Raw genomic sequence first — 26,346 nt, forward strand, 5'->3', positions numbered from 1 at the left:
GCAGTCGCTCAGTTACCACTGGAGACAGAGAGAAAGAACCGGTCTACGCTTCGACGGGGTTGTTCATCTTCCGGGTGACGTAGCCGGCGATGCGGTTGCGGACACCCTTGGACTCGATGTTGGTCAGTTCCTCGACGACGTCCTTGTTGTGTTCGAAGTCGGCACCGAAGGCGTCGGGGTATCGCTCCATGAGGAGCGTCCCGGTCTTCTTGACGTAGGCGGGTTTGATTGCCATGCGCGCTACTTGCTTGGTCGCACTCAAAAAGGGTTCGGAACGGACCACGCACGCGAACGTTTATCAGGAAGGGCGGAACCAAGCGCTGCCGTGCGCTGACCGTCGTCGTGGCAGGTCCAGCGGGAGTGCGACACAGCCTGTCACGAACTGTCGCGTGTCGCCTGTTCGCCCCTGATTCCGTGTCGAATGGCTACCACTCGGCGTCGACTAACTCACGTACGCGCTCGAACGCCGCTCGCTCGCGCTCGCTGCCGGCCGTCTCGACCACGGACTCGAAATAGGCGAGTCGATCCAGCAGCGTCTCGCGGTCGTAGCTCGGCACGTCCAGCCGCGAAGCCGCGACCGTCGCCTCGACGACGGCGGCGTGGCCGCGGTTCGTCGTCGGCACGACGCGCCGCTCGACGGCACTGTCGACAGGGTGGAGTGCCCACTCGACCCACTGTATGTCCCCTTCTGACCCAGAATCACGCCGTTCAACGTCGACCTCTACCCAGGCGTCCGTGCTGTCGAGGACGGGGTCATCCTCTTCCCGAACCGACAGCGCCGCCTCGGCGAAGTCGACCGGGTCGCGCGTGAACTGGACGTAGCCGCCGCCACGCTCCCGGAAGTTCCGCCAGGTCCGGGTCCGTCCCCACGTCGTTGCCGTGGCTGGTCCGTCACCGTCGGATGCATGGACCCCGAGGGCGGCGACGTTCCAGCGCTCGTTCGGCCCCAACGTGGTGACGACAGTCTCGGTGACGCCGGAAAGAACGACGGGCCACGCCGTCTGTGCGTCAGTTCCGTCTGGCGGCGGCTCCTCGGTCACACTTCGAGCCCCCGTTCCAGCGCAACGAACAGCGCCCCCGCAACGATGTCGGCAGTCGTTCCGGGGTTGATATCCCGGTCGACGAACTCCTCTGCGATGTCAGTGGCGTCCTCTTCACCGTCGAGAACGGCCTGTGCCCGTCGCTGGACCTCCGCGGCGGTTTCGCGGTTCTGTCGTGTGACGATGAAGGTGTCCATCTCGGCCGCCAGGAGTTCGAGGAACACGTCCGACGCGCGGTCTGCAACGGGTCCCGACCCACCCAGTACCGCTTCACTGGCCTCAAAGACGCGCTCGAAGCCGGACACCCACTCGGCCGCCACGCCGTCGACATCGGCGCTTGACTCCATCACGTCGAACAGCGTTAGCTCCCGCGCCCGGAGTTCCGAAATCGCGTCGCTCCCGCGGCGGACGTCGAGCGGTTCCAGCCCGTCCGGCGGGTCGTCGACGGCCACGTCGACGTGTTCGAAGGCACGGTAGAACGCCGCCGCGTCTTCAACGGTCGTCTCACGGACAACGGCGTCCGCACCGGACGGCGACAATCGCCCATCGTTGGCCGCGGCCGCCAGCGGCGTAAGCGTCAGCAAGGCCCCAAATTGGGTGTTGCCGGCCGATTGGCCCGCCATTCCCTCGACGGCAGTCTCGAAGGCGGGACCGAGTGGCTCCCCGGCGGCCGCCCGGTCCAGCCCCGCCCGTGCGCCCACAGCGCCGGCCATGAAATGCTCGAACCGGAGGTCGTCGTACTCCCGCTCACGGTCGACGTTGCCGGGTTTTGGCGTGCCGGTGACTTCCAGCAGCAGCGCCAACTGGGCGTTCTGCCCGACCGACCGGTCGCTCACGGCGACACCTCCGACGCGAACCACTCCGCCGTCGCTTCTCGGACAGCACGGAGCGTCTCGGGATCGTCGCTCGCGCGCCCGACACTGACCGCATCAGCGCCGTACGAGAGGTACTCCTGTGCGGTCTCCATCCCTCGAACGCCGTTGTTCGCGACGACGAACAGGTCGGCGGCATCGGCTACGTCAGCGACGACGGACTCCGAGTCCATCGCGTCAATGTGGAAAATGTCACCACCAGCATCTTCGATGGCTTGGGCAACGTCCGGGAGCGAGATGCCGTCGAGTTCGGCACGCCCTTTCACCGAAACCGTCGCTCCTGTCGACGCTGCAACCTTCACGAATTCGGCCAGCCGGCCCGGCTCCCGGAGCAGCGACTCACCGGCACCCGCGGCGCACATCTCGTCCTGGCGGCAGTGAGCATTGATTTCGATGATGGCGTCGCGGCGCTGACAGACGGTGGCGGCCCGCTCCACGGGGTCGAGTGTCGCGCTCCGGACGTTGAACGCGGAACGGAGCGGAGCGCCTTCGAGCACGCCGAGCTGGGCGTCGATGAAGGCAACCGGGTCGTCGGGCAGGAACTCACAGCGGTCGCGGTCTACCATCGCTCGGGCGGCCGCCCGGGTTCGGTCGTCGAGTGCGATACCGCCGAGGAACGCACACCCGACGTGGGACTCGACCGCGCGTGCCCACGACGCGTCAGCCTCGCCGCTGAGACTCGCGAGGGCGACTCGCGGCTCGAACATCAGGCCACCTCCGAGAGAGCGGCCTCGACGGCGCGAGCCACCCGTTCTGCGTCAGCTTCGTCGTCAAGAGCGGTGTCGGTTCGGACGATCGGTACGTCGAGCGGCGTCGAATCGTCGTTGTCCAGGACGAACGCATCGGCGAAGGGGTAGGCCTCGGCCACGCCAGCAGTGCTTGGTTCCAGGCCAACACCGGCCATCAGGTCCGCCGCCGGCCCCGAAAACACCGTATCCTCGATGAACGGCGAAACGGCAACGACCGTTGTTTCGTGCAGTGCCCGCTCGAACTCATCGATGGCCAGCATCGGCCCGAGCGAGGTCACGGGATTCGACGGACCGATGACGACTGGGTCATCGAGCGCTGTCAGGACCGCATCCGTCGCACTGGCCGCCTCGGAGCTTCGGAACTCCACGTCTTCGACCGGCGGCTCCCCGTTGCGGCCGACCCACCACTCCTGGAAGTGCATCGGGCCGGTCGGCGTGTGAATGATAGATGCTACGGGGTCGTCGCTCATCGGTAACAGCGTCCGGTCCAGTCCGAACGCGTCAGCGAGTGTGCGTGTCACCTCGGTCAGTGACTGGCCCTCGTCCAGCAGCGAGGTCCGCGTGACGTGGACCGCGCGGTCCCGGTCGCCGATGTGCATGAACTCCGCGACGCCTGAGAAGCGCCGCCAGCGGGCGATGTCACGCCCCGCGGTCTGTGCATCGTCGGGGAGGTATCGCGGGCCGCCATCCAGCCCGGCGGCATCTGCGAGCCGAGTCAGTTCGTCGTGTGTCTCCGCGGTGTCGTCGGCGATACCCCACCATGTCTCCCGGTCAAGGGCGTCACCGTCCAGGAACAGCACGGTATCGAGGTCCGGGCACACGAGGTGACCCCCGAGCTCGATATCGTCGCCGGTGTTGGCGACGACAGTCGTCGCCGTGGGCGAAAACACGTCGTCGGCACCGGCGAGGAGCTTCGGCGTTCCCGTCCCGCCGGCAAGAAACGTCACCATGTCTCGACGTAGGGGGAACTGACAGTATAAACGTGGCCACTGAAACTGATCGGATCCGGCGGGCAGCCCGAAAACCCCATTCCTGTTCGGAGAATCACAGCTGAGAACTGGGTGGGTAGAATGAAGGGAGTCCGTAGGATAGGCAGGACAACGGGTGTTATGCCCATCGTGAATCCACACCGCTTCGCGCCTGCAGCCTCCAACGAAGAGTACGTCTACGGGTCCTGTGCACCCGGCTGGCATACGGCCGCCACGCACCAGGACGCTCTCGACGATTGGATCGCACACATGCAGGCACACGACATCGAACGGGTCTGCTGTCTGCTTCCCGGCCAACAGCTCAACGACGCTGGAGCCAACATCCAGCGCTACCGGGACGCCTTCGGCGAGCCATCGGTCCGCCACGTACCGGTCTCCGACCACCACCTCATCCCCCAAGACCGCCTCCACGACGAGATTCTGCCCTTTCTGGTTGACGCCTGTGAGACAGAGGAGCGGGTAGTCGTTCACTGCCTGGCCGGCATCGGCCGCACCGGGCAGGTGCTCGCCGCGTGGCTGGTGTACCATTACGACTACGGCCCCGACCGCGCCATCGAGACGGTACAGGAGATGGGCCGTGACCCCGAAGAGGCAATCAGATCCGGGAACGCGTCGGACGCGGAACTGTCCGACCTGTTATCGTCCGTCGCACGTTTGTAAGGGAAGTCCGTGCAGCGCGCTCAGTCCGTCCGGGGGAGGAGTCGCGCACCGACGGCAAACCCGACGATAGCACAGACGGTGAGAACGGCGAGTGGGACGAGCGCGTCGCCAGTCCCAGTCGTCGCCGCACGGACGCCACGCGAGAAGTACGTCAGCGGCGAGAGCCAGGTCGGCAGCCACGCCGGCAGGAGCGTCTGTGGGACGAACGTCTCCGAGAGGAAGAGCAGCGGGAGCGCCAGGCCGTTGCTCGCCGCGATGACGCCGTCCTGTGAGTCCGCGAGGCTGCCCAGCATCGCGCCGACGGCACAGAACAGCGCGACGCCGAGGCCGACGAATGGGAGCAGGAGGACGGAGGGGCGGATCGTCGCGCCGGTGAGCCACACCATCAGCCCCAGAATCAGGAGGCCGGCGATACCAATTATGACGACGTTGACGAGCGTCTGTGCCAGCAGCCACTCGGTTCGGGTCAGCGGTGTCGTCGCCAGCTTCTCGAACCGGTTGCCGTCCCGGTGTCGGGCCACCTCGCTACCCACGCGCGAGAGCGGCGTGAACAGGACGACGACGGCCAGATACCCCGGCGCGTAGAAGCTCGGCGGCTCCGTGAACAGCCCGCCGCCGCCCGGTTGGGTCTGGACCAGCACGCCGAAGATGACGACGATGATGACCGGGAAGAAGAACGTAAAGAAGACCGCCGTCCGCCGCCGGAGGAAAGCAAGCGACGCCGCGCGCGTCTCCGCTGTGAGGCGTCCGAGCCGACTCATCGGACACCACCTGCCGCTGGTTCGGTCCGGCGCGGTTCACCGCGCTGGCCGACGGCCGTCCCGGTTAGTTCGAGGTACACGTCCTCCAGGTCCGGCTGTTTCCAGGTCAGACTGTCGTACTCGACGCCCGCCTGGCCCAGTTCCTCGGTGATACTGCCGATGGACTCCGGACGGATACCGTAGACGACCAGCCGGCCGTTCCGGAGTGCTGTCTCTGCCGGATAATCGATGGCCGAGACGGCGGCCTCGTCGAAGGTCCCGTCGACGATAAGCTGACTGTCGCCGCCGTGCTCAGCAACGAGTTCGTCCGGCGAATCGAGTGCGATGAGTGTCCCGTCGGCGAGGAGGCCGACGCGGTCCGCGAGGCGCTGGGCTTCCTCCATGTAGTGTGTCGTGACGAGTATCGTCACGCCGCGGTCGGCGAGTCCCTCCAGTAACCGCCAGAGGTCCCGCCGGCCGGCCGGGTCGATGCCGGTGGTCGGTTCGTCCAGCACGAGGAGGTCCGGGTCGTTAATCAGCGCCGTCGCGACGCAGGTCCGTCGCTGCTGGCCGCCCGAGAGGTTCTCGTACGTCGTGCTAGCAGTGTCGGCCAGGCCGACGTCATCGAGGACGGCCTCGACATCGCGGGTGTCGTCGTACAGGCCGGCGTAGTATTCCAGCAGTTCCCGCGCAGTCAGCCGCTCGTGGGGCGAGAACGACTGTGGCAACAGACCGATTCGGTCGCGGGCGACCGTTCTGGGAGACTGGCCGAACAGCCGAACCTCGCCGGTCGCATCCGTCGTTCCGGTCAACGCCCGTACGAGCGTCGTCTTGCCGGCCCCGTTGGGGCCGACCAGCGCGAGCACCTCTCCGGCGGTCGCAGTCAGCGAAACCCCGTCGAGTGCGACCGTCTCGCCGTAGCGCCGCCCGACATCCGACGCGACCAGTACCTCGTCCATGCGCCCTCGTCCGGTCGGGTCGCCGAAAGCAGTTCCGTTCTCGTGCGGTCAGCGGCCTACACGTTGCGGCCACATTGCAGGCAGACGGCGGGGAGCCACGGTTTGTCCGTGACGACTGGCTGGGTGTCTTCGCAGTGGTCACAGAACTCGGTTTTCGTCGCCATTTGTCGAAGCTGTCACGGCAAAACAATAAATAGTTTGTTGTGTGTCACTCCTTTTCACGCACATAACGGTTTCACCACGGGGTCCGCCGACAGCAGCACGATTCCTGCTACCTGACGTGCGAGCGGATCTCACGCACGATGGCGTCCACGTCGAACTCGTCGCTGGCCTCGGCTTTGTCGTAGATCGTCTCGTCATCCACGCTAATCCTGAACACGCCGTGGTCACCCATGACCAGTCGGACGCTGTCGAGTTCCTGCTCAAGTCCGGACAGGATCGCTTGCTGGACGTTTACCGCTCGCTCGCGGAATCCACACGGGACGCAGTATTCGATCTCGACAGTGCTCATACGGGCTCCACGACCGTCAGTCCCAAAGCTCTATGGCCGGTCGACCAGCGCCCGGAGTCGACCGACGAGCGTCACGTCGAACCGGTGGACGCCGTACAGCAGTCCGACGGAGGCGACGAACACCACCGTCGAGAGACCGTACGACTGGGAGAGGGCCGCCTGTGACAGCGTCGCCCCGACGCCGACGAACCCGCCCAGTATCGACGCGATGATCGGAAGGACACAGGAGACACAGGAAAACAGGCCGACGACCCCGCCCACCGCGCCGCCGCTCGCGTCGACAGCGGTCACGAACACCAGATAGGAGAGCGCCAGGTAACCGGCGACTTTCCAGGGGATCAGCACCACGCTGAGGGTCGCGCCGCTGAACACGACCGTCGGCGAGAACCCGGGCGGGGCCTGCGTGACTAGCCGAAGGCCGGTCCCCTGACCGCCTGTCCCGTACAGGCCGCCGACGTATCCCAGCACGAGCAGGTAGCCCAGGGCGACGACCGCACTGCCAAGCGTTCGTCGGCGGGTAGCCAGTTCCGGCCGTACCCGCAGGAACACGAGCCCGGCGATGTTGAGCCAGATGAACGGGAACAGAAGCAGAAAGGGGTCCGTCGCCGGCTGGGCCGTGTTGACGACGTAGCCCAGAACGAGGATGACTTCCGCGTTCAATACGGCTGCCCAGGTCACTAGTGAGCGCGTGCCCGGGATGGCATCTCTCAGCGTCGCTGTCGTGGTGCTCATAGTGCGAGTGCATCGATAACGATGGCGACGAGGACCGCCCCGAGGTAGGCGTTGGACGCGTGAAACGCCCGGAACGCCGCTGCTTCGGTCTGTTCGTGGTGGAGTTGGACGACGGTCCAAAGGAACACTGCGCCCAGCAACACCGACGTGACGGCGTACAGCCAGCCGAGCGACGTGAGCACGCCCAGAACGCCGGAGGCGATGAGCGTCGCGCCGAGGTAGTAGACGATGTGCTTGCGCGTCTCCGTCTCGCCGCGGACGACCGGCATCATCGGGAAGCCGCCCGCCTCGTAGTCGTCCTTGTACGCGAGCGCGAGGTTGTAGAAGTGCGCCGGCGTCCAGAGGAAGATGACGACGGCGAGGACAATGCCCGGGAGGCCGACCGATCCGTCGGCGGCGACCCAGCCGATGAGCGCCGGGAGCGCGCCGGCGGCCCCGCCGATAACGGTGTTCTGGACCGTGTTCGGCTTCAACACGAGCGTGTAGATGACGCTGTAGAACACAATCGCAGTCAGCCCGAGCACCGCCACGAGCGCGTTCACCTGCCAGAACAGCCCCAATGAGGCAAGCGACAGGAGCAGTCCGAAAGCCAGCGCGTTCCGGACCGGTATCTGGTGGGTTGCGATGGGACGATCCGAGGTCCGATCCATCCGCTTGTCGATATCGCGTTCGAGGACGTGGTTGAACGTCCCCGACGCGCCGATAGAGAGAACGCCGCCCCCGAGGGTGAGCAGCACCGTCCGGACGGTGAGCGTCTGCCCGGCGGCGAGAGCCATCCCAGCCGCAGCGACGAGACACAGGAGCCACATCAGCCGGGGCTTCATCAGGCGGAAGTACGCCGATGCGGTTTCGACGACGCGCTCGCGGGCGGAGAGCGTCGGCGACTGTGCCGGGCCGTCGTCGGCCGGCTCCGGCGCGAGCGTGGGGTTCTTTACGGGGCTCTCGTCATCACTGCCCGTCTCAGCTTCGAGGTGCCACGCCAGGGCCAGCACGAACGAGCCGAAGATACCCATCCCCAGCGCGAGATGGGCACCGGGCAGGGCCGCTTCCGTGCTCGTCGCGACGACGGCGCCGAGCGCTATCTGGACCGGATACAGCGCGGCACCGAGAAGGATCGCCGCTTTGACACGGCCACGACAGCCGGATCGGAGACCGACAACGGTCATGGCCACCACGAGGAGCCCGACGGCGGCCGCGACGAGTCGATGGCTCCAGGCGACCAGCAGGGCCGTGTTCGTCACGTCGACCGGTCCGTCACACAGCGGCCAGGTCGTACAGGCTGCCGCCGCGTCCGTGAGCGTCGTCGTCGCGCCAGCGAGGACTAGCAAGTAGACGCCGACAGCGGTCGCGGCGAGCAGTCCGGTGAAGGTCCGGCTCTCTGCCATTATTGTATCCTTCGCTGCTGTCCACTTAGACCCCGCGATTCCGCTGTCTCCGTCCGGAGATGTTCGGGTGCCCTTTGCCCGAAAATCGGGTGCTTGCGGCGAAGACAGCAGTTATTTATCCCCGAAATCCTAACCCGCACCCATGACCCGGAAACGTGCCGGTCTGGTCGCTCTGTTCGGTGCCGCGTTGCTCGCGCTCGCCGCCGAGCCGGCCGCCGCCGCACAGATTCAGGACTCGACGACGGAGAGCCTCATCTGGGGGCTGAACATGAACCTCCTGTACGTCGCGATCCCGATTACGGTTCTCGTCGAAGGGATTCTGATCTACACCGTCTGGCGGTTCCGTAATCAGGAAGAAGCGCTTCCCACGCAGGAGAACCGCCGACTCGAAGTCACCTGGACCATCGCGACGGCGATCATTCTCCTGTTCGTCGGCGTCGCCTCCTACCAGGTGATGGCGAGCCCGTACGTCACCGCCGAAGCCAGTGACCAGGCTGCACAGCAGGCAGAAGAGACTGAACACGTCGTCGCCGAGGCCCAGCGATACGGCTGGACGTTCTACTACAACGGATCGAGCTGGGACGGCGAAGCGGAGGTATCGACCACGACGAATATGAAGATCCCGGCGAACCAGGATGTGTCGATACGCGTCACGTCGGTTGACTGGCTCCACGCGTTCCACGTTCCGGGGCTCGGGCTGAAATCCGACGCGTTCCCCGGTCAGTACAACGAGATCCAGACCAACGTGCACAACACCGGCACCTATCAGCTCTACTGTGCCGAGTACTGTGGCTCGGGTCACTCCCAGATGCTCGGGACCGTCGAAGTCGTCCCCCAAGACGAGTACGAGGACTGGCTGGCAGAGCAGCGAAGCGGCGATGACGGCAGCGACGAGTAGCGCGGACACCGACCCGTCATTTTTCTACGGCTGGCGATTGGCGTCGTGATACCGGTGACTACGGTTTCATTTCTCGCTTTTCACTCACCGATAGTAGCCAGTCGGACAGTCTGTGAGAGGCTATGCTCGGCTCGCAAGCCGGAGTCCGTCACGTTCTCAGTTCGTCTCAGAGTACCACTGGACGCTATCGACAGCAGGTCAGGGAGTCTGTGAGCGGGAGCTAAGCGGGTCACACCACAGTGCGGGTAGCGACGAGCAAGGTTGGCTCCGAGAGGTGCGCAGGTGGCTACCGGATGGGAAAGATCCCAGCGGAGCGAAACGGCGCTCGAAAAGCAAACCAGCCGTTGCGGTGGACCGAGAAACCGTTATCCACAGATGTTGGCGGTCACGTACACGTTGCCGGTGTCGGTTATCTCCACGCCGATACCGACGATGTTAGCGTTGCGGAGCGTGAGCCGCTCCTGATAATCCGGCCACGCCATCCAGTCGTCGACGATCTTCCGTGCGACTTCCTTGTCGGTGGCGTGGAACTGCTCCTCGCCGCCCTCCTCGTAACGTTGGCCGGCAACGGTCTTCTCGACTGCCTCGAACCGGTTCCGGTCGGGCTGCTCGATGTAATCTCCCTCCGAGGATTTGAACGTACACCGGTCGTAGAGGCCGCTGTTCTCATAGCGGTCCTTGCTGGAGACGCCATCGATCTTGTGGATCGCCTTCCCTTCGATAGCCATCTGCTCGCTGTGGTTCTTCGCCATCTCGTTGAGGTCCGCCTCGGTCTGGAGTCCCGACTCGAACGGCGGGACGCCTGCGGCCTCGCGTTCCTCGTTGAGGAACTGCCGGACGTAGTTCGAGACGTTCTGTTCGTTGAACTCCCGGGTCGGGATCGACTCCTGTTGCGGGGTCGCCGTCTCGGTCGGCGTTGCCGTCCCGTTCGCCTCCGGCGTCGGCGTAGTGCTGTTGCCCGCTGTCGCCGTCGCCGTCGCCGTTGCACTACCGCCGCCGTTGTCGCTCTGTGAATCAGCTGTCTGTGTCGGCGTCTCCGCTGTCCCGCCCGCGAACTGCGCTCCGACAAGAACTCCCGTCCCCAGAACCACCAGAAGTACCACGGCAGCGATAGCGAGTAGCCCTTTCTTTACCATACTTGTCACGGGTAGATTACAGAGGTATGTAAGTTTGATTCTTCATATACTTCAACTGGTTTTCACTTCGTCCTTCGTCGGCGGTGACGATAACCCATATATGCCACGGGCGGCCACTCCCAGTATGGTCGAGAACGTTATCTGGCCGGTGGCCCTCGACGCCAACCGTTCGCGCAGCGACGGGCGTCGCGTGTCACTGGATCTGGCCGTCGAAGACCCGACTGTCGACGAGATCGCCAAGGCCGTCCAGCAGGTGGGTTACGACGCTGTTATCGAACGGGACAAGACGTATCCGCGTGAGTACGAAGCGCGTGGGCGGGTCGTTGTCAAGGACGCGGACGACGCGACCAAAAGCGACCTGCTCGGGGCCGTGGCGGCCTACATGCAGGCGCTACGTGAATGAAACGCATCGGCACTGTCTCTCGGGTCGCCCAGGGGATGGCCGTCGTCCGGGCACCCGACGAGGAGTACGCGTCCGTAGGAACCACCGTAGTCGACGAGGAACTCCAGACCGTTGGTTCGGTCGTCGACGTGTTCGGGCCGGTCGAGCGCCCGTATCTCGCCGTGTCCCCGAACGACGGTGTGCACCTCCCGGCGCTGGTCGGCAAGGTCCTGTACGCGCGGTGACTGACGCCCTGAACCGTCGACGCCCGTCGACACCTGCTTCGTAACGCTCAAACGGGTTCCTGCAGGACGTGTGTGCATGGAGCGACGGTGGCGAATCCTCGGCGGCTGTGGCCTTATCGCTGGTATCTTCCTGTTCGTCCAACTCGGCGCGCTGGCGCTGGTCCAGCCCTTCGAGTCGGCTGGCTACCAGGCCGTCGAAGACCCCTCTGACCCGACGAACAGCCTCATGTACGTCGGGGCGATTCTCGTCGCGACTGCCGTCATGTTGCTCGCCTTCCGCTACGACGTTGACCAGCTCATCCGCGGGCTGATCGTCTTTTCGGCGGCCTGGCTCTCCCTGTACGTGTTTCAGGTCCTGATTCCCCCGGTGCTCACGTACGCCGGCCTCAATGTCGTCGCCGTCCTGTTAGCGCTGGGGCTGGGGACGGCGCTGCTGGTCTATCCCGAGTGGTACGTCATCGACGGTGCCGGTGCGGTGATGGGAGCCGCCGCCGCCGGCCTGTTCGGTATCAGCTTCGGGATTCTGCCATCGCTCGTCCTACTGACCGTGCTCGCGGTGTACGATGCGATCAGCGTCTACGGGACCGAACACATGCTCACGCTGGCCTCCGGCGTGATGGACCTCAAGGTCCCTGTCGTCCTCGTGATCCCGATGACGCTGTCGTACTCGTATCTCGACGCGACGACGCCGGATCCGGAGGCGGAGGCCGAAGAAAGCGACGAGTCGACGGCGGACGACCCCGAATCCGACGCCGGTGGCCCGGCAGTCACCGACGGGAGCCAGCCGGCAGACGCAACAACCGATTCGGAAACGGCAAACGACGAGGCGGGCGACGAGGCGGGCGACGACGGTCACGCCGACCCGCTGGAGCGCGACGCGCTGTTTATCGGCCTCGGTGACGCCATCATCCCGTCGATACTCGTCGCCAGCGCCGCCTTCTTCGCCTCGTCGGACGTGCTGTCGGTGTTCGGCGTCCCGCTGCCGGCCCTGACTGCGATGATCGGCTCCTACGTCGGGTTGACGATACTGCTCTGGATGGTTCTGAAGGGGCGCGCACACGCGGGCCTGCCGCTCCTGAACGGCGGGACTATCGCCGGCTACATCGTCGGCGCGCTCGCCGCGGGCATCAGTCTGGTCGATGCGCTCGGTCTCGGTCCGTACCTCTAATTGCCGATCCTGTAACTGCTACCGTCCGGTCAGGGCTTTGCTCGCGGGCGCGAAATCGATTTCCTCGCCGCGGCCCTCGGCCTTCGCCCGCTCGTACAGCATATAGCCCGCAGCGACGGTTTCGATAGCTGTCCCGCCCGAATCGAACACGGTGATCTCCTCGGGTGACTGCCGACCGGGCGCGTTGCCGGCGACGATATCGCCCAGTTCGGCGTGGACGTGGTCCTCGTCAATGACGCCCGCATCGAGGGCGTTGATGAACGAACCGGCGTCCTGTGTCACCCGCTCTCGCAGGTCCGGGACGTACGTGGCGCGCTCGATTGTCGTCGCGTCCAGTTCGTTCTTTTCGGGGTGGTACTGGCCCATCGCAGTCACGTGGGTGCCCGGTTCGAGGAGGTCGCCGTCGAACACCGGCTCACTTGCGTTCGTCGCCGTGATGACGACATCGGCACCCTCGATGGCGGCGGCGGGGGAGGCGACGGCCGCCACTGTCGGGTCCAGGGCGTCGTTCATCTCCGCGGCGAAGGACTCACGGTGGCCTGCCGTCGGGGAGTACACCTCGATGCGGTCGAAATCGCGGACGGTTGCGGTCGCTCGGACCTGGCCGCGGGCCTGCGCGCCGCTGCCGATGACCGCGAGGTCGCTGGCGTCGCGCCGTGCGAGCGCGTCGACGCCGACGGCTCCCGCAGCACCGGTCTTGTGGGGGTTCATGCTCGCGCCGTCGAGGACGGCGAGCGGGTCGCCGCTGTCGGCGTCGAAGATTGGGAGCGTGAAATGGGCGTCTCGGCCGCTGAAGCCGGCCGCGTATGTGTACCCGCCCATCGCGCCGGTGTCGGGGAGAATCGCGAGATAGCCGGTCAACATTCCCGCGGGCTCGTCCGAGAACAGCGTGGTTCTGGGGGTCGCCGGCGCGCCCTCGCCCCGCTGGCGGTACCCCTTCCGGACGGCGTCGACGTACTCGGCGGGATCAGCGAGGTCGGCGACCTCGTCACTCTGTAAGAACAGCGCTGTCGCATCCGTTGGCATACCCCGACGTTCGACCGACCGGCCCTTATACTGTCCGGCGATAGTGGACGCGTTCGACACGCACGGGGTCATCGGCTATCCGAGAAGTACAGGAAAGAAGACGGGTGACAGCGCCTAGTCCGCTGTCTGGAGCGGGTCCGACTGCGCGCTCTGCTGGGCCGGCGTGTCGTTCGGAACCGGGTCGACGGGGGCACGGACGAACATCGCGTGGCCGATGAGACCGACAGTCACGACCGAAGCCATCGGGATCGCCGTCGTCAGTGCGAAGCCGGTAACGAACAGAGTGGCGGTGATGCCGGCCATGGCGAGCGGAATGAGTCCGAGAATGATGTCGTAGTAGCCCGTCATAAGTATGAATTATAGTATGAGAGTGTAGTATATTAATGTTTCCCTAAAACACGGGATAATACACTCAATGGCCCCTGCAAATTTACTTCGTACCCGTTGAGTAGTATCTCCATAAGTTATGGGTTGGATACGGGGAAAAGATTAATATACTACGATTCTTGGTTACCGTTCACAATATAAGGACGGTATCGGCCCGTTGGAGCTGGCCCGCAGACACATTCCGTGGATAAAACTCGGCACGGATGACGGTACACAGTGGCTACTGTTCGGTAAACGATGACTTCGACACCGGCGAGTGAGTTCTCGCTGTACCAATCGTCTACCCCGTATTTTCAGAATTTGAGAACTAGATTATCGAAGACGTGGAGTGGTCATGCAGCCCATTTTTTCCGGTGATAACTGGGTCAGTGTGCTTATTAGGTACGCCGGGATACGTTGAGTCGGAGAAAGACGGTAACGCCGACTACCAAACGAGACAATGAGCACGAACGCAACGGACAACACGACGGACGCCGCGACCGACGACCAAGAACGACGATACGCCGAGCTGAACATCGGCGACGAGGAGTTCGTAATCTACGACCGGGAGAACCACCAGGCGTGGATCCAGTCGACGAAGTCGCTTGAAGTCGCCGATCTGCGATAGTCCGTCACCGATACTGTACCCCCAGCTACAGGCCGCCCTATTTTGCGATTGCGACTGCACCGCGCCAGAGCATCAGCAGCGTCCCCCCGACGAGCACGGAGACGAGCGCGAACGTCACTGCCGCGTTACCGGGGAACATCTCCGTCGACCGGAGTCCCTGGGCAATCCCGACAGCCAGTACCCAGCCTACGATAGCGCGGCTGACTGCCGCTCGAGCCGTCCCGGTTGCAGCGGCAGTGTACAGGCCGCCGATTCCCGCGACGAGGAGCCAGCCGATATAAAACGGCGTCAGCGTCCCAGCGAACCGAGCCGGATTGAGTACCGGATTGATGCCGTGAGTCAGTTCGCCGATACCGACGAACAAAGCAATCGCCAGCAGGTCACCGAGGGCGACCATCGCCGTCCGGGCGGACAGTTCGATACGACCGTTCCCCACCGTCGAGACGCTCATACAGGGAGTTCCGGCTCCGGGCACTTCGCTCTCCCGGATTCGACGACGTCGAGTCATCGGATGGGTCCCAGCCCGGCAACTGACACGCTGGCGATGGAGTACGGACCATCACTGATTACAGGGGGCGGCCCGTTCCGTTCGGGTATGGAGTTCACGCTGCTCGGCTGGCCCGAGGACGGCCACCGGCTCCGGCTGGATCACGAGCAGTTCGCGTACGCGGGCAAGTTCGTGATGACCTCGACAGGGAAGGCTGTCGTCGGGGACGACAGCGTCGTGGCCGCGGCGGCGTTCGACGCCGACCGGACGGACCCCGACACCCTCTGTGTCCGGTATATCACGGTCCGGCAGGACCGCCAGGGCGACCGGCTCGGTTCCCGCCTCCTCCGGTTCGTCCGGGAGCGGGCCACGGAGCGGGGCTTCGAACGGGTCTCCATCGGCGTCAACAACCCCTTTTCCTACCAGGCCGCCTACCGGGCGGGGTTCTGTTTCAGCGGCGCGGAGTCGGGAATGGCCGAACTCGACCTCGTCTGGCCGGGCGACCGTAGTACCGACCGGTATCAGGCCGGACTGGACCTGTTCCGGGAGCGGGACCTCTCACCCGAAGAGGAGTCGTTCCTCGACGCGAAGGCTGACGCCGATCCGCCGTCGGTCCTCGGCGACTGGGCCGAGCAGCCGTCCGGGCGGACAGCCTCATCAGGCTGATCGGGCTGAGAAGTCGACTACCCTGCCGGAATCCCGTGCCATCTCCGAGAGATTCAAACGGCTGTCGGCCGAAGACCTGCCAATGGGAAACGCTGATTTACGGTCGCTCGCGGCGCTTTCGGACGTGTCGTTCGACGACCTCGGCGGGAGTGTCGTCGCCGTGGACGCCCACAACTGGCTCTATCGCTATCTGACGACGACGGTGAAGTTCACCAGCGAGTCGAAATACACCACCAGCGACGGCGAGGAGGTGGCGAACCTCATCGGCGTCGTCCAGGGCTTGCCGAAGTTCTTCGAGCACGACATGACGCCGGTGTTCGTCTTCGACGGTGCGGTCACCGACCTCAAGGACGACGAGGTCGAGAAACGCCGCGAGCAACGCGAGAAGTACGAATCCGAACTGGAGGCGGCCCGCGAAGCGGGTGACGCGACCCGCGTCGCCAGGCTCGACTCCCGGACCCAGCGGCTAACCGAGACCATCGTCGACACGACGAGGGACCTGCTTGAACTACTCGACGTCCCTATCGTCGACGCACCGGCAGAGGGAGAGGGCCAGGCATCGGTGATGGCCCGTCGGGGCGACGTGGACTACGTCGGAACCGAGGACTACGACGCGCTGCTGTTCGGTGCGCCCATGACGCTCCGCCAGATAACCTCGAAGGGCGACCCCGAGTTGATGGACTTCGAGGCCACGCTTTCCCAGCACGATCTTACCTGGGAGCAACTGGTCGACGCCGCCATCCTGATGGGAACGGACTTCAACGAGGGTATTTCCGGCATCGGCCCCAAGACCGCCGTCAAGGAACTCCACGAACACGGCGACCTCTACGCAGTGCTGGAGGCTCGCGACGAACACATCGACCACGCCGACCGTATCCGAGACATGTTTCTCGACCCCGCAGTCACCGACGACTACGAGATCCCGGACAGCATCGACCCGGACATCGACGCCGCCCGCGCGTTCGTCACCGAGCAGTGGGAGGTCGACGCCGACGAAGTCGCTCGTGGGTTCGAGCGCATCGACGAATCTGTCGTCCAGACCGGGCTTGACCGCTGGGCGTGACGGCGAAAACTCACGACTGACCAGCGGCACAATAAAAAAACGACTACAGACGGTCTCAGCTCAGACGACCGATTCGACCGTTTCGATCTCGTCGAGCGTGCGGTTCCGGATGGCCTGGCCGCTCTCCGTATCGAAGAGGTGAATTGCGTTTTCCGGGATGCGAACTTTGACGCGCTGGCCGGCGTCCAGTCGTTTCATGCCGCCGACCGTGGCGATGAACTGGTCGTCCATCGATTCGTCGAACTGTAGGTGGGCCGTGTTCTCGTTCCCACGTGGCTCGACGACGTGGACCGTCGAATCGAACACGTTCGGACCGTCGCCGGTCTGGACGAACTCGATGTCTTCGGGCCTGATGCCCAGCGTGATGTCGGTCGTCCCCTCGACGGCGGCGACCGTTTCGTCGCTGAGCTCGTACTCGAACCACTCGCCGCGAAGCGTCGACCCCTCCAGGGTCATCGGGAAGAAGTTCATCGACGGCTCGCCGATGAAGCCGGCGACGAAGAGGTTGTTCGGCTCGTGGTAACACTCAAGCGGGGTCGCACACTGCTGGAGGACGCCGTCGTTGAGGATGGCGATGCGGTCGGACATGGTCATCGCCTCCGTCTGGTCGTGGGTGACGTAGACGGTGGTGACGTCGAGGTCCTGCTGGAGCTCCTGGAGCTCGGTCCGCATCTCGGCTTTGAGCTTCGCATCCAGGTTCGCCAGCGGCTCGTCCATCAGGAACACTTCGGGGTCCCGGACGATAGCGCGCCCCAGCGCCACACGCTGTTGCTGGCCGCCGGAGAGTTCGCCGGGCTTGCGGTCGATGAGTTCGAAGATGCCCATGTCCTTGCACGCCTTCTCGACGCGCTCGTTGATCTCGTCGTCGGGCATGTCGGTCGACTCCTCAAGCCCGAAGGCCATGTTCTCCCGCACGGTCATGTGGGGGTACAGGGCGTAGGACTGGAACACCATCGCCACGTTCCGGCGGGCCGGCGGCTGGTCATTGATGATCTGGCCGTCCAGCCGGATCTCGCCGCGCGTGATGTCTTCGAGTCCGGCGATCATTCGCAGCGTCGTCGATTTCCCACAGCCCGATGGACCGACGACACAGAGGAACTCGCCGTCCTCGATGTCGATTGAAACCTGATCTACAGCGATGATTTCGCCGTCGTCGTCTTGGAACGTCTTCGTTACCTCGTCCAGAGTGAGTTGTGCCATTGTGAATCCCTCCGTGATTACTCTCCAGCGACGCCTTTCGCGAACTGTTCGCCGAACACGATGTAGACGAGCAGCGTCGGCAGTGCTGCGACGATGGCTCCTGCCATCGTGGTGTTGAACGACTGGACGACCCCGCCAGTGAGCGCCGCGAGGCGCTGGGTCGCCACCTGCGAGGCCGGCTCGTTGATGAGCACCAGCGCGAACAGCAGGTCGTTGTACACCTGCGTGAACTGGTAGATGAGCGTCACCGCGAACATCGGCAGCGATAGCGGGAGGATGATGTTGCGGTAGATGCTGAACGCGCTCGCGCCGTCGAGGCGAGCGGCCTCGATCATCTCGTCGGAGATGCTCTGATAGTACGACCGGAACAGCAGCGTACAGATCGGGATCCCGTAGGCCGCGTGGGTCACCGATAGCTGCAGCAACTGCACGTAGCCGTTGCGGCTTGGGTAGTCCCAGGTGCCGCCCGTAATGAATCCGAAGATAGTGTTGATGAATCCCTCAATCAATCCCGGGAACACCCGGAACCAGAACTGTGCCAGCGGGACCAGCACGGCCTGGTAGGGGATGAAGATGCCCGCGATGATGAGCACGACCACGCCGACCTGGCCGCGCCAGCTAATCGTCGTCAATCCGTACGCGGTCAGACTGCCGAGCAGCGCCGACATGACCGTCGCCGGAATCGCCATCAGCAGCGAGTTCAGCAGGCCCGGCCGGAGCGTGTTCCAGGCGGTGGCGAGCGCGTCGAGCGTGAAGCCGTCAGCGCCCGGCGGCGCGAACGGGAGCGTCTGTGCGAACGCGCTTTCGGTCTTGAACATCGTCATCACGGCTGTCTCCACCGGGAAGAGGTAGAAGACGATGCCGGCCAGCAGCATGGCGTACAGGCCGATGCGGCTGTTCTCTGTACTGCGGAGTTCGTCGATGAAACCGCCGTCTCTGATACTCATAGTTCACCCCGTCGGTATTCGCTGTAGAGGTACGGTCCGATGACCAGCAGCGCGAGGGCAAACAGCACGATGGCGACGGCCGACCCGTACGCCCACTGGAGGCTGTCGAACGCGACCCGATACATCATCGTCGCCAGAATGTCCATGTTCGCCCCCGGCTGTGAGCCACGGAGCGCGTAGATGAAGTCGAACGCTTTCAGCGCAAACACCATCAGCACCACCGACGCCGACACCGCGGAGGCCCGTAGTTGCGGGATGATGACCCGCGCGTACATGCGAACTGTCGACGCGCCGTCGACCCGTGCCGCCTCGTAGTGGTCGGTCGGGATCGCCCGGAGGCCGGCGAGGAAGACGACCATCGCGTAACCGCTGAACTGCCAGATGAGCGCGAAGATGACCGCCGCCAGCGCGGTCGTGTTCCAGGAGAGCCACTGAATGACTTCGGCGTTGACCCCGGCGGGGCGAAGTAACCCCACGATGGCCCCTTCGAGGCCAAACCCTCGGAGGAGCTGATTGAGCACGCCGTTGCGTGCGTTGTACACCCACGCCCACATCGTCGCCGTGACGACGAACGAGAGGCTCATCGGGAGCAGGTATATCGTCCGGAACGTGTTTTCGAAGCGTATCTGCTGGTCGATGAGGATTGCCACGAACAGACCGAGCGCCAGACAGAGAACGGTGAACACGACCAGTAACACCACCGTGTTCTGTGCCGCCTGCCAGAACGCCCCGTCGTTCAGCATGCGGGTGTACATGCTGAAGTCGAACGTCTCGTACTGTGCACCGCCCAGCCCGTTGTAATCGGTCAGCGACAGGAGGAAGTTCCAGGCGATAGCGCCGTAGACGAAAAAGCCCGCAAAGAGGACTGGCGGGAGCCAGAACGGGGCGGATTCGATGAGTTCCCACTCGACCGGCAGCGAGTTCCGGAGCGAGTCGCCCCGGGTCGTCTTCACCGTCGCCCCCCCGTCTGTTGCCAGTTGGTCTCCGTCCGATTCGTCTCTCGATACCGCCGACCGGAGTCTACCCCCGGTGGCGAGGAGTCTGCTGAGTATCTCGCGCATGGTTGTGTCAGTCGTTCGCCGACGTGAGTTCGCCGTCCATCGTCCCGACGGATGTGTCGTCAGTCACACTGACTCGCCGGCCGGCACGCGCGTCAGTCACGCGCCCGGACCGAGCCTGTCGCACCAACACAGGCTGGCGGGCGGCGTGGTCGCGCCGAATGACGGGTGTGCCATCCCGTCGTCGTGCCGAGCGGGCGAGCGGTTGCAACGCGGCGGGTACACCGGCTGCGAGCGTTCGCGATGTGTCACGTCCGTCGGTGTCCCATCGGGCCCCAGGAGCCGACGACGACAGCAACACACCGCCGTCGCGGGGCATTGTGGGGCATCAGTCATGAACGTCTCTGTGGCGTCGAACTCATGGTAAGTGGAGAGAGATTCTACTTAATATTTCCGAATGATAATACACGTTTATCCAGGTCACGGGTTCTGAAACCCCGGTCTCCGTTTCGCGACCGTGGTGTTCAGTGGCAACTGGCCCGGCAACTGCGGGGCTGTGCCGAGTGGTGTCCCGACTCGTACCGGTGGGTTTTACGACCGGGCGGACCACCCCCCGGACGTATGACCGACGAGTACCGGACAGAGCAGGACAGTCTCGGTGAGATGCAGGTGCCAGCCGACGCGTACTGGGGGGCCCAGACGCAGCGAGCCGTCGAGAACTTCCCGATCAGCGACGTGACCTTCGGGCGGCGGTTCATCCGAGCGCTCGGCGTCGTCAAGAAGGCGGCCGCGCAGGCCAACCGCGACCTCGGAACGATTCCCGAAGACAAGGCGGACTGTATCGTCGAGGCCGCCGACGAGGTCATCGCCGGCGAGCACGACGACCAGTTCCCCGTCGACGTGTTCCAGACCGGGTCGGGCACGTCCTCGAACATGAACGCAAACGAGGTCATCTCGAACCGCGCCACCGAACTGTACGGTGGCGAAATCGGGACCCGCGAGATCCACCCGAACGACCACGTCAACTTCGGCCAGTCCAGCAACGACGTGATCCCGACGGCGATGCACGTCGCCTCGCTTGAGGCCGTCGAGAAGGACGTGATTCCCGGCCTGAAGACGTTGCGCGACGAACTCAAAGCCAAGGAAGAGGAGTTCGAGAACGTCGTCAAGACCGGCCGAACCCACCTCCAGGACGCGACCCCGGTGACGCTGGGCCAGGAGTTCTCGGGCTACCGCACGCAGATCGAGAAGGGCATCTCCCGCGTGCAGGACACCCACGGCCGCCTGGCCGAACTCGCGCTCGGCGGAACTGCGGTCGGGACCGGACTCAACACCCATCCCGACTTCCCGGAAAAAGCCGCGGAGTACATCAGCGAGGAAACCGACCTCAACTTCCGCGAGGCCGACAACCACTTCGAGGCCCAGGCCGCCCACGACGCGATGTCCGAGGCCCACGGCGCGCTCCGGACGGTCGCCGGCTCGCTGAACAAGATCGCGAACGACCTCCGCCTGCTCGCCTCCGGCCCCCGAAACGGGCTCGGCGAGATCGACCAGCCGGAGAACCAGCCCGGCTCCTCGATCATGCCCGGGAAGATCAACCCCGTCGTCGCCGAGGCGGTCAATCAGGTCCACAAGCAGGTCGTCGGCAACGACGCCGCCGTCTCAGCCGGCGCGGCGGAGGGCCAGATCGACCTGAACCTCTACAAGCCCGTACTGGCCTCGAACTTCCTGCAGTCGGCCAAGCTCATCGCAAACAGCAGCGAAGTGTTCGGCGAGAAGTTCGTCGCCAAACTCGAAGCCGACGCCGAGCACTGCGCCGAGCGCGTCGAGCAGAGCATGGCGCTGGCGACGGCGCTCAACCCCGCCATCGGCTACGACAAGGCGAGCAAGGTCGCAAAGAAAGCCCTCGCCGAGGAGAAGACCATCCGCGAAGTCGTCCTCGAAGAGGGGTATCTCGACGAGGACGAGGTCGACGACGTGCTCGACCCCGCGAAGATGACCGAGCGCGGGATTTTGGGTGAGGAGTAGCGAGGGGCGCGAACGGAGTGAGTGGCCCTCGGCGATGCGAGCGGGGAGGCACGACCCGCGAGTAGCGAGGAAGCTCCCTCCGGTCGCTTCCTCGAAATTGCGAGCGGGGAACGAAGTGACCCATGAGCAGTGAGGGGGGCGACCGTCACGCGAGAGTCCCGCCCGAGCGCGGCAGCGATTCTGACAGTCGCCCCGCTCTCAGACCCGAGACGCGTCGGCGAGAACATACCGGCTCTCAGGGTAGCGCTCGCCGCCGATCTCGGTTTCGCTCTCGTCGGCGAACTCGAACCCGAACCGCTGGTAGAACTCGCCGCCCGGTTCGTTCGCCGAAAGAACCATCGCGTTGATCCGGTCGGTATCGTGCTCGAATAGCTCCTCGCAGGTCCGTTCTAACAGGGATCGGCCGATGCCCTCGCGCCTGTGGTCGGGATGGACGTACAGTCGGAGAATGTACCCCTCGCGGTCGGTTTCGTGCCACGTCGCGTGAGCGAACCCGACGACGCCCTGCTCGCGCTCGGCGACGAACAGGAGCGTCTGGGATTCGACCAGCTCCGACTCGATCTGCTCGGGCGCGTACCAGTCGCGAACGCCGTCTTCGGCCGTTTCGCGGGTGAGGATGTCCGGGTAATCCGTCTCCCAGGCCGCCGTCGCAACCTGATTGATGGCGGTCACATCGTCCGGGGTTGCCGGTCTGATTGACATATGTGAGCATACGGCGCAATCTGGGATATGTTTTCCCCGCGCAGGCGGGCTGAAATATCAGGTCTTGTCCTGACACCCGAGTGTGATCGGCGGAACCGGCTACTGGACATTCCAAATTCATAATCTTTTTTAATTATGAATCCCCGATGTATGACACAGATGCGTTACTCCGAAACGTTGCAGTTGTTCGATCAGGCCTGTGAGTTCCCCGCCGACCACACTACCGTCGTCCAGCAACTCGGCGACATTGAGCTGGTCGCCCAGAACGGTGACTCGGTCGAGATGCGCGAGGTGTTAGACAGAACCAGCGAAGCGACGTACCAGTCCTCAGAGGGGCTGTACAACTCCCTCGTCGGAAACCTCGATGACGATTTCATCGGCCGGAAGTACTACGACGACCGGGCCGGGAGCACGTCCGGGACTGACGAGGTCCGAACGGATACGGACCGCCTGTAACCGCCGGGTGAGCGGGCCCGCGGGCCGGCCCCGGTCAGTTCTCCGGCGTTGGTTCGTCGAGCCACGCCGGTCGCTCGGCCGTCGTCTCGCCGATATCCTCGTACCAGAAGCTGTATTCGACGCGACGGTCCTCGGTGCGGTACCGGACATCGAACCGACGGACGAGGCCATCCGGTTCGACAAGCAGTTCGACGCGGAACTCCTCCAGCCGTTCTGTCGTCGGAATCTCGCCGCCGGAGCCCCGGATCCGGTAAACGCGGCTGTCGTTGGTGGTGACGACGGTCGTGGCGCTCCGGTTCACCACGGCGTAGCGGTTCAGGTAGAACCGCGTCCGGTAGGCGTACTTGTCGCCGCCAAATTGGACCGTGCCGCGCTGGCGCTCGACGGTCCCGTTGTCGCGGCGTTCGTACCAGCTGGTTCCGTCGGCGTAGGTGGACTGTTCGTACCGCTCGATGGTCCCGTTCGGGTCGGTCCGCAGCCTGACCATCTCGTCGCGGTAGCGCGTCGGGGATTCGACGGCGACAGTCTCGGTGCGGCGGACGGAACTGGTGTCGTTCCCGATTGTGAACTCGTTGTAGCGTTCGTTTAGCGTGTAGCTGGTGCCGTTTATCGCCTGCCGGTGGGCTGCCGACAGGAGCGCGACGTTTTCGAGGCGCTCCGTGGTAACGCCGGGCGGCGGGTCCGGCGTGGCTACCGTGTCCGACTCCGCCGCAGTCGGGACCGGGGCCGGCGTGACGGTGCCCCGGACGGCGGTGTCAGCACCGACGAAGGCACTACAGCCGGCTATCGACAGAAGGACGATCACCGCGGCTGTCGACAGCCAGCGCATACCGACAGTGAGGGAGAGACAGGCAAAAGCACGGCGGCGAGCGCGGGAAGGGTGCGTTTTTTGGCCCCCGGTCCCGGACACCTCGACAATGACCGAGTACGACTACGAGGAGCTGGGGCTCGTCGCCGGCCTGGAGATCCACCAGCAACTCGACACCGCGACGAAGCTGTTCTGTGACTGTCCGACGACGATCCGCGAACCGGAGGAGAGCGAGCGCTCCTTTACTCGCTATCTCCACCCGACCAAGAGCGAACTCGGGGAGATCGACGAGGCGGCACTGGAGGAGAGCATGGTCGACCGGGAGTTCGAGTACCTGGCCTACGACACGACCTGTCTCGTCGAGGAGGACGACGAACCGCCCCACCGCGTCGACCGCGAGGCGATGGAGACGACGCTTGAAATCGCACAACTGCTCGATATGTCTGTCGTCGACCAGGTGAACGTCATGCGCAAGATCGTCGTCGACGGCTCGAACACCACGGGGTTCCAGCGCTCGATGCTGGTCGCCAACGACGGGACCATCGAGACGAGCGCCGGCCCAGTCGGTATCGAGGACATGCTCCTGGAAGAGGAGTCCTGCCAGCGCGTCGAGGAGACCGACGACGGCGTCCGGTTCTCGCTGGATCGCCTCGGCATCCCGCTGGTCGAAATCGGGACGAAGCCGGACATCAGTTCGCCCGAGCAGGCCCGCGAGGCCGCGGAGCGCATCGGCATGTTGCTGCGTTCGACCGGGAAGGTCAAGCGCGGCCTCGGCACCATCCGCCAGGACGTGAACGTCTCCATCGAGGAGGGCGCGCGTATCGAACTGAAGGGCGTCCAGAGCCTCGACGACATCGACGACCTCGTCCGCAACGAGGTCCGGCGGCAGGTCGAACTGCTCGATATCGCCGAGGAGCTCGTCGAGCGTGACGCCTCGGTCGGCGAACCACAGGACGTGACCGAGGTGTTCGAGGATACGGATTCGGGCGTCATCGAGGGCGCACTCTCATCGGGCGGCGACGTGCAGGGACTGCTACTCTCCGGCTTCGACGGCCTCGTCGGCCGCGAGATTCAGCCGGACCGCCGGCTCGGGACGGAACTGTCAGATCACGCCAAGCGCCACGGCGCGGGCGGTATCTTCCACACCGACGAACTCCCGGCCTACGGCGTCACCGAGGCGGAGGTCGAGGCGCTGCGGGACGCCGTCGGTGCGGGTCCCGAGGACGCCGTCGCCATCGTCGCCGACGATCCCGAAACCGCTGAGCTGGCCATCGAGGCCGTCGCCGAGCGGGCCGAAACGGCGCTCGAAGGCGTCCCCGAGGAGACCCGCGATGCGAACGAGGACGCTACCTCCCGATATCTCCGTCCGCTCCCCGGCGCGGCGCGGATGTACCCCGAGACGGACGTGCCCCCCGTCGAACCCGACGTAACCGAGGTCGAGACGCCGGAGTTGCTCACCGAGAAGGTCGACCGGTACCAGAGCGAGTTCGACCTCGGCGCCGGCCTCGCCGAGCAGGTCGCCTACGGCCAGCGATGGCCGCTGTTCGAGGCGCTGGTGGCGGGCGAGGGCGTCGACCCGACACTGGCCGCCGGCACGCTTGAGTCGACGCTAACCGAACTCCGCCGCGACGACGTGCCCGTCGAGAACCTCACCGACGAGCACTTACGGGGAGCGATCCTGCTGGTCGACGGCGGGGACGTGCCTCGGGAGGGGATGGAAGACCTCCTGACGGCGCTCGCGGAGAACCCGTCGTTGACGGCCGAGGAAGCCGTCGAGCAGGAGGGGCTGGGCGGCGTCGACGAGTCGGAGGTCCGGGACGCCGTCGCCGAGGTCGTCGAGCGCCACGAGGACCAGGTCGCGGAGGAAGGCATGGGTGCGTTCTCGGCGCTGATGGGCGAGTGCATGGGCGCGCTCCGTGGCAAAGCCGACGGCGATACGGTGAGCGACGTGTTGCGCTCGGAGATACAGAAGCGGGCCTAGCTGGGCCGCTCGCGGTGCAAGGAGTCGATATCGACGGGGTCACAGAGCGGGCCATCACCGTTCGCGGACAGGTCGTGATCGATTGTCGATTCGAGTACCGGCACGAGCGCCGGTGCGTTCGGCCCGATATCGACCGTGTCGTCCGACTGGTTGTACTCGACGACACCGGCATCGACCAGCCGCGGGAGGTGGTTGTGGTAGAGGGCTGTATAGATCTTGAGCCGCTCGTCGCGGTACTGTTCGGCCGGAGTCCCGTGTTCGATTTCGGTTATCGTGTCCGTGAGTACGGCGAGCGAGACCGGCGTCGTGTACTGCGAGAGCCCGTACAGGAGGTACCGCCGGTAGCGAGACGACAGGAGCGACAGCCGGTCGTCCAGCGGGAGCGAGTCCGGTATCTCGGTTTGTTGCGTGTCCATCGTTACTCAGTGTGTTGCTGAGTGGACGCGGCGAAAGCGCGGGGTTTCGGGCGGTTCGAACTCGACCGCCGGCACCACGTGGCCCGTTCGTTCACGTGCCGCGTGGCG

The 26,346-nt window shown here is 64.8% G+C and carries 32 protein-coding genes; 11 read left to right on the plus strand and 21 right to left on the minus strand.

Annotation, left to right across the window (positions count from 1 at the left end):
- Positions 1-43: 43 nt before the first annotated feature.
- From ACY9XZ_RS01925 to cofD, 5 genes are all read right to left on the minus strand, one after another.
- Entirely contained in the window at positions 44-235 is a 192-nt protein-coding gene (locus tag ACY9XZ_RS01925; RefSeq protein ID WP_004516807.1) for a 30S ribosomal protein S17e, read from the minus strand.
- A 190-nt stretch (positions 236-425) separates the two neighbouring features.
- Positions 426-1,040 carry a DUF447 domain-containing protein gene (locus tag ACY9XZ_RS01930; protein WP_463455396.1) on the minus strand — a complete coding sequence of 205 codons (615 nt, stop codon included), beginning with the start codon at positions 1,038-1,040 and terminating at the stop codon, positions 426-428.
- Positions 1,037-1,900, minus strand: coding sequence for a triphosphoribosyl-dephospho-CoA synthase (locus tag ACY9XZ_RS01935; protein WP_463455397.1), 864 nt, complete (start codon positions 1,898-1,900; stop codon positions 1,037-1,039). Before ACY9XZ_RS01935 ends, ACY9XZ_RS01930 begins: the two co-directional genes overlap by 4 nt.
- Positions 1,873-2,619, minus strand: coding sequence for a tRNA-dihydrouridine synthase (locus ACY9XZ_RS01940; RefSeq protein WP_463455398.1), 747 nt, complete (start codon positions 2,617-2,619; stop codon positions 1,873-1,875). Before ACY9XZ_RS01940 ends, ACY9XZ_RS01935 begins: the two co-directional genes overlap by 28 nt.
- A complete protein-coding gene (gene cofD, locus ACY9XZ_RS01945; protein ID WP_463455399.1) occupies positions 2,619-3,611 on the minus strand; it encodes a 2-phospho-L-lactate transferase in 993 nt (330 codons plus the stop codon). The genes ACY9XZ_RS01940 and cofD overlap by 1 nt, the downstream gene beginning before the upstream one ends.
- A gap of 159 nt (positions 3,612-3,770) precedes the next feature.
- On the opposite strand from cofD, the gene ACY9XZ_RS01950 reads away from it, so the two are divergent.
- Entirely contained in the window at positions 3,771-4,310 is a 540-nt protein-coding gene (locus ACY9XZ_RS01950) for a protein-tyrosine phosphatase family protein (protein WP_463455400.1), read from the plus strand.
- Between the two features lie 20 nt (positions 4,311-4,330).
- On the opposite strand, the gene ACY9XZ_RS01955 is transcribed toward ACY9XZ_RS01950, so the two are convergent.
- The 5 genes from ACY9XZ_RS01955 to ACY9XZ_RS01975 form a co-directional block, all read right to left on the minus strand.
- Positions 4,331-5,071: an ABC transporter permease gene (locus ACY9XZ_RS01955; RefSeq protein ID WP_463455401.1), complete on the minus strand. Its 741-nt coding sequence runs from the start codon at positions 5,069-5,071 to the stop codon at positions 4,331-4,333.
- Positions 5,068-6,009, minus strand: a complete 942-nt coding sequence (locus ACY9XZ_RS01960) for an ABC transporter ATP-binding protein (RefSeq protein ID WP_463455402.1) — start codon at positions 6,007-6,009, stop codon at positions 5,068-5,070. Before ACY9XZ_RS01960 ends, ACY9XZ_RS01955 begins: the two co-directional genes overlap by 4 nt.
- 271 nt (positions 6,010-6,280) lie before the next feature.
- Positions 6,281-6,520: a SelT/SelW/SelH family protein gene (locus ACY9XZ_RS01965; RefSeq protein ID WP_463455403.1), complete on the minus strand. Its 240-nt coding sequence runs from the start codon at positions 6,518-6,520 to the stop codon at positions 6,281-6,283.
- Between the two features lie 30 nt (positions 6,521-6,550).
- Entirely contained in the window at positions 6,551-7,252 is a 702-nt protein-coding gene (locus tag ACY9XZ_RS01970; protein WP_463455404.1) for a DUF7546 family protein, read from the minus strand.
- A complete protein-coding gene (locus ACY9XZ_RS01975; RefSeq protein ID WP_463455405.1) occupies positions 7,249-8,637 on the minus strand; it encodes a heme o synthase in 1,389 nt (462 codons plus the stop codon). The genes ACY9XZ_RS01970 and ACY9XZ_RS01975 overlap by 4 nt, the downstream gene beginning before the upstream one ends.
- Before the next feature lie 142 nt (positions 8,638-8,779).
- On the opposite strand from ACY9XZ_RS01975, the gene coxB reads away from it, so the two are divergent.
- Entirely contained in the window at positions 8,780-9,535 is a 756-nt protein-coding gene (gene coxB, locus ACY9XZ_RS01980) for a cytochrome c oxidase subunit II (protein WP_463455406.1), read from the plus strand.
- A 365-nt stretch (positions 9,536-9,900) separates the two neighbouring features.
- Here the strand turns inward: coxB and ACY9XZ_RS01985 are convergent, their stop codons facing one another.
- Complete coding sequence (locus tag ACY9XZ_RS01985) at positions 9,901-10,671, minus strand: CAP domain-containing protein (RefSeq protein ID WP_463455407.1); 771 nt, start codon at positions 10,669-10,671, stop codon at positions 9,901-9,903.
- A 124-nt stretch (positions 10,672-10,795) separates the two neighbouring features.
- Here ACY9XZ_RS01985 and srp19 point away from each other — a divergent pair, with 124 nt between their 5' ends.
- The 3 genes from srp19 to ACY9XZ_RS02000 all read left to right on the plus strand — a co-directional run bounded on the left by srp19 (position 10,796) and on the right by ACY9XZ_RS02000 (position 12,466).
- Positions 10,796-11,074 (plus strand): signal recognition particle subunit SRP19, encoded by a 279-nt coding sequence (gene srp19 / locus ACY9XZ_RS01990; protein WP_463455408.1) that lies wholly within the window; start codon positions 10,796-10,798, stop codon positions 11,072-11,074.
- Entirely contained in the window at positions 11,071-11,298 is a 228-nt protein-coding gene (locus tag ACY9XZ_RS01995) for an H/ACA ribonucleoprotein complex subunit GAR1 (RefSeq protein WP_463455409.1), read from the plus strand. Before srp19 ends, ACY9XZ_RS01995 begins: the two co-directional genes overlap by 4 nt.
- A gap of 76 nt (positions 11,299-11,374) precedes the next feature.
- Positions 11,375-12,466, plus strand: a complete 1,092-nt coding sequence (locus ACY9XZ_RS02000) for a presenilin family intramembrane aspartyl protease PSH (protein ID WP_463455410.1) — start codon at positions 11,375-11,377, stop codon at positions 12,464-12,466.
- A gap of 18 nt (positions 12,467-12,484) precedes the next feature.
- On the opposite strand, the gene ACY9XZ_RS02005 is transcribed toward ACY9XZ_RS02000, so the two are convergent.
- Together ACY9XZ_RS02005 and ACY9XZ_RS02010 are read right to left on the minus strand one after the other, a co-directional pair.
- Positions 12,485-13,492, minus strand: coding sequence for an ornithine cyclodeaminase family protein (locus ACY9XZ_RS02005; protein WP_463455411.1), 1,008 nt, complete (start codon positions 13,490-13,492; stop codon positions 12,485-12,487).
- 114 nt (positions 13,493-13,606) lie between these two features.
- Entirely contained in the window at positions 13,607-13,840 is a 234-nt protein-coding gene (locus ACY9XZ_RS02010; RefSeq protein WP_463455412.1) for a hypothetical protein, read from the minus strand.
- A 478-nt stretch (positions 13,841-14,318) separates the two neighbouring features.
- On the opposite strand from ACY9XZ_RS02010, the gene ACY9XZ_RS02015 reads away from it, so the two are divergent.
- Positions 14,319-14,486 (plus strand): DUF7331 family protein, encoded by a 168-nt coding sequence (locus tag ACY9XZ_RS02015; RefSeq protein ID WP_463455413.1) that lies wholly within the window; start codon positions 14,319-14,321, stop codon positions 14,484-14,486.
- 37 nt (positions 14,487-14,523) lie between these two features.
- Here ACY9XZ_RS02015 and ACY9XZ_RS02020 read toward each other — a convergent pair whose 3' ends face one another.
- Positions 14,524-14,937 carry a DUF3054 domain-containing protein gene (locus ACY9XZ_RS02020; RefSeq protein WP_463455414.1) on the minus strand — a complete coding sequence of 138 codons (414 nt, stop codon included), beginning with the start codon at positions 14,935-14,937 and terminating at the stop codon, positions 14,524-14,526.
- Positions 14,938-15,081: 144 nt separating this feature from the next.
- Between ACY9XZ_RS02020 and ACY9XZ_RS02025 the strand changes: the two genes are divergently transcribed.
- Together ACY9XZ_RS02025 and fen are read left to right on the plus strand one after the other, a co-directional pair.
- On the plus strand, positions 15,082-15,639 hold the full coding sequence (locus ACY9XZ_RS02025) for a GNAT family N-acetyltransferase (RefSeq protein ID WP_463455976.1): 558 nt from the start codon (positions 15,082-15,084) through the stop codon (positions 15,637-15,639).
- A gap of 82 nt (positions 15,640-15,721) precedes the next feature.
- Positions 15,722-16,702 carry a flap endonuclease-1 gene (fen, locus tag ACY9XZ_RS02030; RefSeq protein WP_463455415.1) on the plus strand — a complete coding sequence of 327 codons (981 nt, stop codon included), beginning with the start codon at positions 15,722-15,724 and terminating at the stop codon, positions 16,700-16,702.
- Positions 16,703-16,762: 60 nt separating this feature from the next.
- Here the strand turns inward: fen and ACY9XZ_RS02035 are convergent, their stop codons facing one another.
- The 4 genes from ACY9XZ_RS02035 to ACY9XZ_RS02050 are packed head-to-tail and all read right to left on the minus strand — an operon-like array spanning position 16,763 to position 20,226.
- Positions 16,763-17,902: an ABC transporter ATP-binding protein gene (locus ACY9XZ_RS02035; protein WP_463455416.1), complete on the minus strand. Its 1,140-nt coding sequence runs from the start codon at positions 17,900-17,902 to the stop codon at positions 16,763-16,765.
- 17 nt (positions 17,903-17,919) lie between these two features.
- Positions 17,920-18,849, minus strand: coding sequence for a carbohydrate ABC transporter permease (locus tag ACY9XZ_RS02040; RefSeq protein WP_463455417.1), 930 nt, complete (start codon positions 18,847-18,849; stop codon positions 17,920-17,922).
- Positions 18,846-19,910: a carbohydrate ABC transporter permease gene (locus ACY9XZ_RS02045; RefSeq protein WP_463455418.1), complete on the minus strand. Its 1,065-nt coding sequence runs from the start codon at positions 19,908-19,910 to the stop codon at positions 18,846-18,848. Before ACY9XZ_RS02045 ends, ACY9XZ_RS02040 begins: the two co-directional genes overlap by 4 nt.
- A 7-nt stretch (positions 19,911-19,917) precedes the next feature.
- Positions 19,918-20,226: a hypothetical protein gene (locus ACY9XZ_RS02050; protein WP_463455419.1), complete on the minus strand. Its 309-nt coding sequence runs from the start codon at positions 20,224-20,226 to the stop codon at positions 19,918-19,920.
- 242 nt (positions 20,227-20,468) lie between these two features.
- Between ACY9XZ_RS02050 and ACY9XZ_RS02055 the strand changes: the two genes are divergently transcribed.
- Positions 20,469-21,875: a class II fumarate hydratase gene (locus ACY9XZ_RS02055; protein ID WP_463455420.1), complete on the plus strand. Its 1,407-nt coding sequence runs from the start codon at positions 20,469-20,471 to the stop codon at positions 21,873-21,875.
- Positions 21,876-22,073: 198 nt separating this feature from the next.
- Here ACY9XZ_RS02055 and ACY9XZ_RS02060 read toward each other — a convergent pair whose 3' ends face one another.
- On the minus strand, positions 22,074-22,577 hold the full coding sequence (locus tag ACY9XZ_RS02060) for an N-acetyltransferase family protein (protein WP_463455421.1): 504 nt from the start codon (positions 22,575-22,577) through the stop codon (positions 22,074-22,076).
- Between the two features lie 159 nt (positions 22,578-22,736).
- Here ACY9XZ_RS02060 and ACY9XZ_RS02065 point away from each other — a divergent pair, with 159 nt between their 5' ends.
- Complete coding sequence (locus ACY9XZ_RS02065; RefSeq protein ID WP_463455422.1) at positions 22,737-23,033, plus strand: DUF5789 family protein; 297 nt, start codon at positions 22,737-22,739, stop codon at positions 23,031-23,033.
- A gap of 34 nt (positions 23,034-23,067) precedes the next feature.
- On the opposite strand, the gene ACY9XZ_RS02070 is transcribed toward ACY9XZ_RS02065, so the two are convergent.
- Positions 23,068-23,862: a DUF7537 family lipoprotein gene (locus ACY9XZ_RS02070; RefSeq protein ID WP_463455423.1), complete on the minus strand. Its 795-nt coding sequence runs from the start codon at positions 23,860-23,862 to the stop codon at positions 23,068-23,070.
- An 88-nt stretch (positions 23,863-23,950) separates the two neighbouring features.
- On the opposite strand from ACY9XZ_RS02070, the gene gatE reads away from it, so the two are divergent.
- The gene (gatE, locus tag ACY9XZ_RS02075) at positions 23,951-25,822 is read left to right on the plus strand and encodes a Glu-tRNA(Gln) amidotransferase subunit GatE (protein WP_463455424.1); all 1,872 of its coding nucleotides are present in this window, start codon (positions 23,951-23,953) and stop codon (positions 25,820-25,822) included.
- Here gatE and ACY9XZ_RS02080 read toward each other — a convergent pair.
- Positions 25,819-26,238: a DUF7344 domain-containing protein gene (locus ACY9XZ_RS02080; RefSeq protein ID WP_463455425.1), complete on the minus strand. Its 420-nt coding sequence runs from the start codon at positions 26,236-26,238 to the stop codon at positions 25,819-25,821. The two genes, gatE and ACY9XZ_RS02080, sit on opposite strands and share 4 nt — an antisense overlap.
- Between the last annotated feature and the right edge of the window lie 108 nt (positions 26,239-26,346).

The sequence above is a fragment of the Haloarcula sp. HT12 genome, assembly GCF_055271655.1.